The sequence below is a fragment of the Flavobacterium geliluteum genome (assembly GCF_017948595.1).
In the GTDB taxonomy this organism is placed as follows: domain Bacteria; phylum Bacteroidota; class Bacteroidia; order Flavobacteriales; family Flavobacteriaceae; genus Flavobacterium; species Flavobacterium flavipigmentatum.
Genome location: NZ_JAGFBV010000037.1, coordinates 23,237 through 29,971, shown reverse-complemented (window position 1 = coordinate 29,971; position 6,735 = coordinate 23,237). Strand labels below are relative to the sequence as shown.

The 6,735-nt window shown below is 35.0% G+C and carries 4 protein-coding genes, 1 tRNA gene and 1 pseudogene; all 6 read right to left on the bottom strand.

Annotated elements, in window-relative coordinates; genetic code table 11:
* Nucleotides 1-311 precede the first annotated feature (311 nt).
* The 6 genes and pseudogenes from J3495_RS17410 to J3495_RS17385 all read right to left on the bottom strand — a co-directional run bounded on the left by J3495_RS17410 (nucleotide 312) and on the right by J3495_RS17385 (nucleotide 6,526).
* A tRNA-Tyr gene (locus J3495_RS17410) sits at nucleotides 312-392 on the bottom strand.
* Between the two features lie 174 nt (nucleotides 393-566).
* Nucleotides 567-953: pseudogene (locus J3495_RS17405) on the bottom strand (peroxiredoxin family protein); the annotation flags it as partial.
* An 18-nt stretch (nucleotides 954-971) separates the two neighbouring features.
* On the bottom strand, nucleotides 972-1,736 hold the full coding sequence (locus J3495_RS17400) for a DUF4369 domain-containing protein (protein WP_210667990.1): 765 nt from the start codon (nucleotides 1,734-1,736) through the stop codon (nucleotides 972-974).
* A 202-nt stretch (nucleotides 1,737-1,938) separates the two neighbouring features.
* Nucleotides 1,939-2,463, bottom strand: a complete 525-nt coding sequence (locus tag J3495_RS17395) for a DUF421 domain-containing protein (protein ID WP_210667988.1) — start codon at nucleotides 2,461-2,463, stop codon at nucleotides 1,939-1,941.
* Nucleotides 2,464-2,478: 15 nt separating this feature from the next.
* Nucleotides 2,479-3,846, bottom strand: coding sequence for a 30S ribosomal protein S6--L-glutamate ligase (rimK, locus tag J3495_RS17390; RefSeq protein WP_210667986.1), 1,368 nt, complete (start codon nucleotides 3,844-3,846; stop codon nucleotides 2,479-2,481).
* Between the two features lie 133 nt (nucleotides 3,847-3,979).
* On the bottom strand, nucleotides 3,980-6,526 hold the full coding sequence (locus J3495_RS17385) for an ATP-dependent Clp protease ATP-binding subunit (RefSeq protein WP_210667984.1): 2,547 nt from the start codon (nucleotides 6,524-6,526) through the stop codon (nucleotides 3,980-3,982).
* Nucleotides 6,527-6,735: the final 209 nt, after the last annotated feature.

Sequence of the window (6,735 nt, the reverse complement as noted above, 5' to 3'; positions counted from 1 at the left end):
CGTAACTTAATCGTACTGCTGATGATTTAAACTCAGCACTGTAAACTCGTTTTTTCATAATTCTAAGATATTTATTTTTATTTAAACAGTCTTAAAATTTATGTCCCAGTAAATGTAGCAACTCCACTTTTCTGTGGGCCGGAAAGTGCACCGATTCTGCACCTTTTATTTTGTGAGCATTTATAAATATTGAAAACAGGACATAAAGCAAAAAAGCCAGTAAATCATCGGATTTACTGGCTTTAAGACATTTTTTAAGGCTTTTTGAAAAGATTGAAAACTTACAGTTTTTCGGCTTTTCGGCCTTTCCGTGGGGAGAGCAGGATTCGAACCTGCGAAGTTCACACAGCAGATTTACAGTCTGCCCTCGTTGGCCGCTTGAGTATCTCCCCGAAGCTTGTATTAATGCGCTTTGTTGTGCTAAGCGGTTGCAAATATATAAACGTTTTTGATGTTTGCAAACTAAAATCGCACTTAATTTCAACTTATTTTTTAATTGATTGGTATTGAATAAAATAAAAAATCTCCACTAGGGAGATTTTTTTGTTTTATGAAGAATCTTAGTCTTATTTAGCCAAAAGTTCTAAAATTTTTGCTCTTAATTCTGGGCCTCTTAAATCTTTTGCTACAATTTTTCCTGACGCATCTAGAATAAAAGTGGCAGGAATTGATTCTACTTTATACTGTTTGGCAATTGGTTCATCCCAATATTTTAAGTTAGAAACTTGAGGCCAAGTCAATTTATCCTTTGCAATTGCTTGTTTCCAAGCACTGGCTTCTTTATCTAATGACACTCCTATGATATTTAGTCCTTTTGAATGTAATTCGTTATAAATAGCTACAACATTAGGATTTTCTTGTCTACATGGACCACACCAGGAAGCCCAAAAATCAACAATTGTTACTTTGCCTAAACTTTCTTTTAGCGAAATTACTTTCCCTTCAGGATTTGGAGCCGAAAAATCTGCTCTTCATTTACCGCTATCTACAGAAGGAGCTGCAGTTGCACCTACTGATGGCATTTTCATTCTGCCTAAAGTTTCTTTTACTTTTTTCCCTGGAGTAGTATTTTTTACAGATTCATCTAAGGCATTATAAAGAGTTTCGATTTTTTTTACATCTGCAGTTGGGTCTCCAGCCATACCTTGAAGAATCAAAGCCGAAATAAAAGATTTTGGGTGACCTTCTGCGTAACCAACATATTTCTTTTTAGTCTCTTCCTGAACTTCTGTCTGAATTGTCATGAATTCTTTCATCAAACCATTGATAACAGCAGTATCTTGCTTTTGTTGAGCAGCTTGCATCGTTTGCGTATTTTTTTTCTGAAAATCGATCAGTTTTTTTGTTGCAACTTTAAGCTCTGCATCAAATTTTACATATTCATCATTATTGTAAGTACCAGAAATTTTTGTTTTTTGAATGCTGTCTTTGTCAACAGCAATGTTGATTTCTCCTGTTTCTAAGATAAAAGGAACTAATCCTTGAACATCTTGTATAATTAAAGTATGAAAAGCTGGTTCAGTTACTTTTCCTTTGATTTCAAATTTTCCATTTTCAACTTTTACAGTGTCAAGTGCAACTGTCATTTGAGTTTTTGGATCCTGACCTTGTAAAATGATCGTTTTTCCGTTTTCAATTCCTTTTGCCGTTCCAGTAATTAGGTATTCTCCGTCTTTAACTTTACTGCATGAAATAATCGCTACTGAAGCGGTAAGTAATAAAAATATTTTTTTCATTATGAAATTAATTAGTTAATTGATTTGTGGAACAAAAGTATTTAAAATTATTAGAACATAAATAATTTTACTACCTAAATTTTTGTTATTGTTTATAGTTTAAATGCTATTTGAAATCGTTCTTTTTATAAATTGCTTTTTGTTCAAAAACAGAAGTTTAATTAAATCTTCCTATAATATTTGAAGTTTTGCTCTTACAATATTAGGAAATTTGACTTCCGGAGCTTTTGTCGTTGTGTTTTCGTTTGTAATGCGTTTGTATTAGATTACTATTTTTAGAAATAATACTTATTGTTCCATCTATTTCAAGCATGGCAAGTTTTACTTCATAAAAATACTCAACACCATGCTCTCGCATTGCTTCTTTCAATTCTTCGTTAGTAATATCTAATTTACTAAGAGTTTTAAAATCTAATTTTCCGTCATGAATCAAAATCTCAGGTTTGTCCAATAAGAGGGTGTTGAGCTTTGGATATTTGTGTTCTAACTTCTTGATTCCGTAATTAATTATAAATAAAGCCAACGCTGCTATCAATCCTCCCAAAAGGCTAGTATCTGGACCAACCATTGCATTCTGAACCGAATTACTAATGAGTAAAATCAGAATGATATCGCCTGTATTGAGTTGCGAAAGCTCTTTTTTTCCAAAAAGACGAAGGGCAATTGTCATAAAAAAGTAGACGGCCACACTCCTAAAAATAATATCCAGATATGGACTTAGTGTCATTTTTAAACGGTGTTTTTATAACTTAAAATTCTTTTCGATAGCGCGTATCATTTCTCCGGCAATATCTTTATTTGTAGCGCCTTCAATTCCTTCAAGACCTGGAGATGAATTTACTTCTAATAATAAAGGTCCTTTGGAAGAACGAATAATATCAACACCAGCTACTTTTAAGTCCATTGCTTTGGTGGCTTTTATGGCAATTCTTTTTTCTTCGGCAGTAACTTTTATAACAGATGCCGTTCCTCCAAGATGAATATTGGCTCTAAATTCCCCCGGCATTGCTTCACGCTGAATTGCCGCAACAACTTTTCCGTCAATTACAAAACAACGAATGTCTTTTCCGTTTGCTTCCTTGATGAATTCTTGAACTAATATATTGGCATTTAAGCTTTTAAAAGCGTTAATTACACTTTCTGCTGCTTTTTTGGTTTCGGCCAAAACGACTCCTTTTCCTTGGGTTCCTTCTAATAATTTTACAATCAAAGGTGATCCTCCCACCATTTTGATCAAATTATCGGTATCCAAAGGTGAGTTTGCAAAACCAGTAGTCGGAATATCGATTCCGCTATTTAATAGCAATTGCAATGAGTACAATTTATCTCTTGATTGTGTTATTGCTGAAGCCGAATTGAGACAATATACTTTTAGTGCTTCAAACTGACGTGTTAAGGCACAACCATAAAAAGTCATGCTTGGTCGTATTCTGGGAATAATAGCGTCAAACTGATTGAGGATTTTTCCGCCACGGTAATGAATTTCAGGAGTTTTGGCATCCAGTTTCATGTAGCATTCTTTAATGTTCAAAAAATGCATTTCATGGCCTCGCATTTCTCCCGCTTCCATTATTCTTTTATTGCTATACAACTCGGGATTGCTTGCCAGAAGTCCAATTCGTAAACCTGAACTTGCTTTTTCAGAATTTTTATATAATTCTTTTAAAGTATCTGTTGTAGGTTGTCCCAGTAAATATTTTTCTTCGGGATCAACCAGAACACGACCACTCATAGCTTCGCGCCCTAAAAGCATGCGAAAACCCATCGAGTCACGATTGGTCAAAGTCATTTCTATTGGCCATTTGGTATCACCAATTAATATATTGGTTTGGATAACATAGCGATGTTCTCTAAAACCACTGGAACTTTTTACAATTCTTTTGTCTACCAATGGAGCTTCGCAATGAATGATGGTTTTGATATTGTTCTGAATTGGGTTGATATCAAATTTGACCCAATTGGCTTCATTTTTTATAAAAGGCGCAATGTTTATGGCATGCATCGCCGATGTTTTGGCACCCGAATCAACGCGGGCTTTGATAGTAGGAATTCCTAATTCTGGAAAAGAGCACCATTCTTCGCTACCTAAAATGACTTTGTTCTGAAGCATACGTTATTATTATCGATATTAGTATTCAAAAGTAGCTATTTGCTTTTAATAAATATAAAATTTGTAACAAAGAATAAACCCGTTATGTTATAAAAACGTAACGGGCATATTATTTTTGTTGTAAATTATTTTTTTATTGATTTGTCGGTTCTTCTGCTTTGTGAATCTCTACAGAAAGTTCTTGCGAGTTTTCTTTGAGATCCATTAAGATTTCATCACCTGAATGTATTTTTGAAGTAATGATTTCCTCTGCCAACAAATCCTCAACATATTTCTGAATGGCTCTTTTTAGAGGTCTTGCTCCAAATTGTCTGTCAAAACCTTTTTCTGCAATAAATGCTTTTGCTTTATCGGTAAGACTTAAATTATATCCAAGTTCAGAGATTCTGGCATATAATTTTTTAAGTTCAATTTCGATAATCAAATCAATATCGTGTTTTTCTAGTGCGTTAAATACGATTACATCATCAATTCTATTCAAGAATTCAGGAGCAAAGGTTTTCTTCAAGGCATTTTCGATAATGCTTTTTGAATTCTCATCGGCTTGAGCCACTTTTGCTGCGGTTCCAAAACCTACACCTTGACCAAAATCTTTCAATTGGCGAGCCCCCACATTTGAGGTCATGATGATAATTGTGTTTTTAAAATCGATTTTTCGACCCAAACTGTCTGTCAAATAACCGTCATCTAAAACCTGAAGCATCATGTTAAAAACGTCAGGATGCGCTTTTTCGATCTCATCCAGCAATACAACACAATAGGGTTTTCTACGTACTTTTTCAGTCAATTGTCCGCCTTCTTCGTAGCCCACGTATCCCGGAGGCGCTCCAACTAGTCGGGAAATTGCAAATTTTTCCATGTATTCGCTCATGTCGATACGAATTAACGCATCTTCAGAATCAAATAATTCTTTTGCTAAAACTTTTGCCAATTGTGTTTTTCCAACTCCAGTTTGACCTAAGAAAATAAAGGATCCAATTGGTTTGTTTGGATCTTTAAGTCCGGCTCTGTTACGTTGAATAGAGCGTGCAATTTTTAAAACAGCTTCGTTTTGGCCAATTACTTTATTTTGAATTAACTCTGGTAATTTTGCTAATTTATTACTTTCGGTTTGTGCAATTCTGTTTACAGGGATTCCAGTCATCATAGAAACTACATCTGCTACATTATCTTCTGTAACTTCAATTCTGTTATTTTTTGAATCTTCTTCCCATTGTTCTTGCGCAATAGCTAAGTCTTTTTCGATGCGTTTCTCATCGTCACGAAGTTTTGCAGCCTCTTCATATTTTTGTTTTTTGACTACCATATTCTTCATTTCACGCACTTCTTCCAACTGACGTTCTAGATCTAAGATTTGTTTAGGAACATCAATATTGGTGATGTGTACACGAGAGCCTGCTTCGTCAAGAGCATCAATCGCTTTGTCTGGTAAAAAGCGCTCAGACATATAGCGGTTGGTCAATTTTACGCAGGCTTCAATCGCTTCTGGCGTATAAATTACATTGTGATGATCTTCGTATTTGTCTTTAACATTATTTAAGATAGCAATCGTTTCTTCAACAGAAGTTGGTTCTACAATTACTTTTTGAAAACGTCTTTCCAGAGCGCCGTCTTTCTCGATATATTGTCTGTATTCGTCCAAAGTGGTAGCACCAATACACTGAATTTCTCCTCTTGCTAACGCAGGTTTGAACATGTTGGAAGCATCAAGTGATCCGGTTGCTCCGCCAGCGCCTACAATGGTGTGAATTTCATCAATAAAAAGAATAATATCATCATTTTTTTCAAGCTCGTTCATCACGGCTTTCATTCTTTCTTCAAACTGTCCACGGTATTTTGTTCCGGCTACTAAACTAGCCAAGTCAAGAGTTACGACGCGTTTGTTGAAAAGAATACGAGATACTTTTTTCTGAATGATGCGTAACGCCAATCCTTCGGCAATCGCAGATTTACCCACTCCGGGCTCTCCGATAAGAAGCGGATTGTTCTTTTTTCTACGGCTTAAAATTTGTGAGACACGCTCAATTTCTTTTTCGCGTCCTACTACAGGGTCTAGTTTTCCTTCCTCAGCCATTTCTGTTAAATCTCTCCCAAAATTATCTAATACTGGAGTTTTAGATTTTTTGTTTGACTTATTGGCTGGATTATTAAAACTACTTTCTTTTAGACTGTCATCTTGTCCTGAATCATCGTTGTAAGATTCGTTTCGTGGCAAGTTTTCTAAGAATTCTTCTTCGTTTGGAGTCATGTTTAAATATTGTTCTTTAGCGATATCATAATCTATTTTTAGCTTATTCAATAGCTTGGTTGTTGGATCGTTTTCGTTTCGTAAGATACACAAAAGCAGGTGAGCGGTGCTAATCGAGGAGCTTTGAAATACCTTGGCTTCAAGGAAAGTGGTCTTCAGCGCCCTTTCCGCTTGACGGGTAAGATGAAGATTTTTCTTTTCGGCATTTATTTCAACGCTTTGATTGGCGGGGCTTAGTATTTCTACTTTTCTGCGTAAGTGATCTAAATCGACTGCTAAGTTATTAAGGATATGGATGGCTTTTCCGTTTCCATCCCTTAAAATGCCTAGCATTAGATGTTCTGTACCAATAAAGTCGTGGCCCAAACGCAAGGCTTCCTCTTTACTGTAGGTAATAACATCTTTTACTCTTGGTGAAAAATTATCATCCATAATATATAATTGGTATTGTAAATTTAGTGAATTACTATTTGAAAAACAAAAATCGTACCCTTTGGAATCTCCTGTCAGCTAAGAGACAAAAAAATAAAGAATAAAAGAGTTAAAAAACGCTTAATTTATTAACTAAAACGCTAGATAAAGTTGTTAATAAATCATTGAAATAAGTATGCGAAAATTGTTATAAAAATTTCAAAAAACCG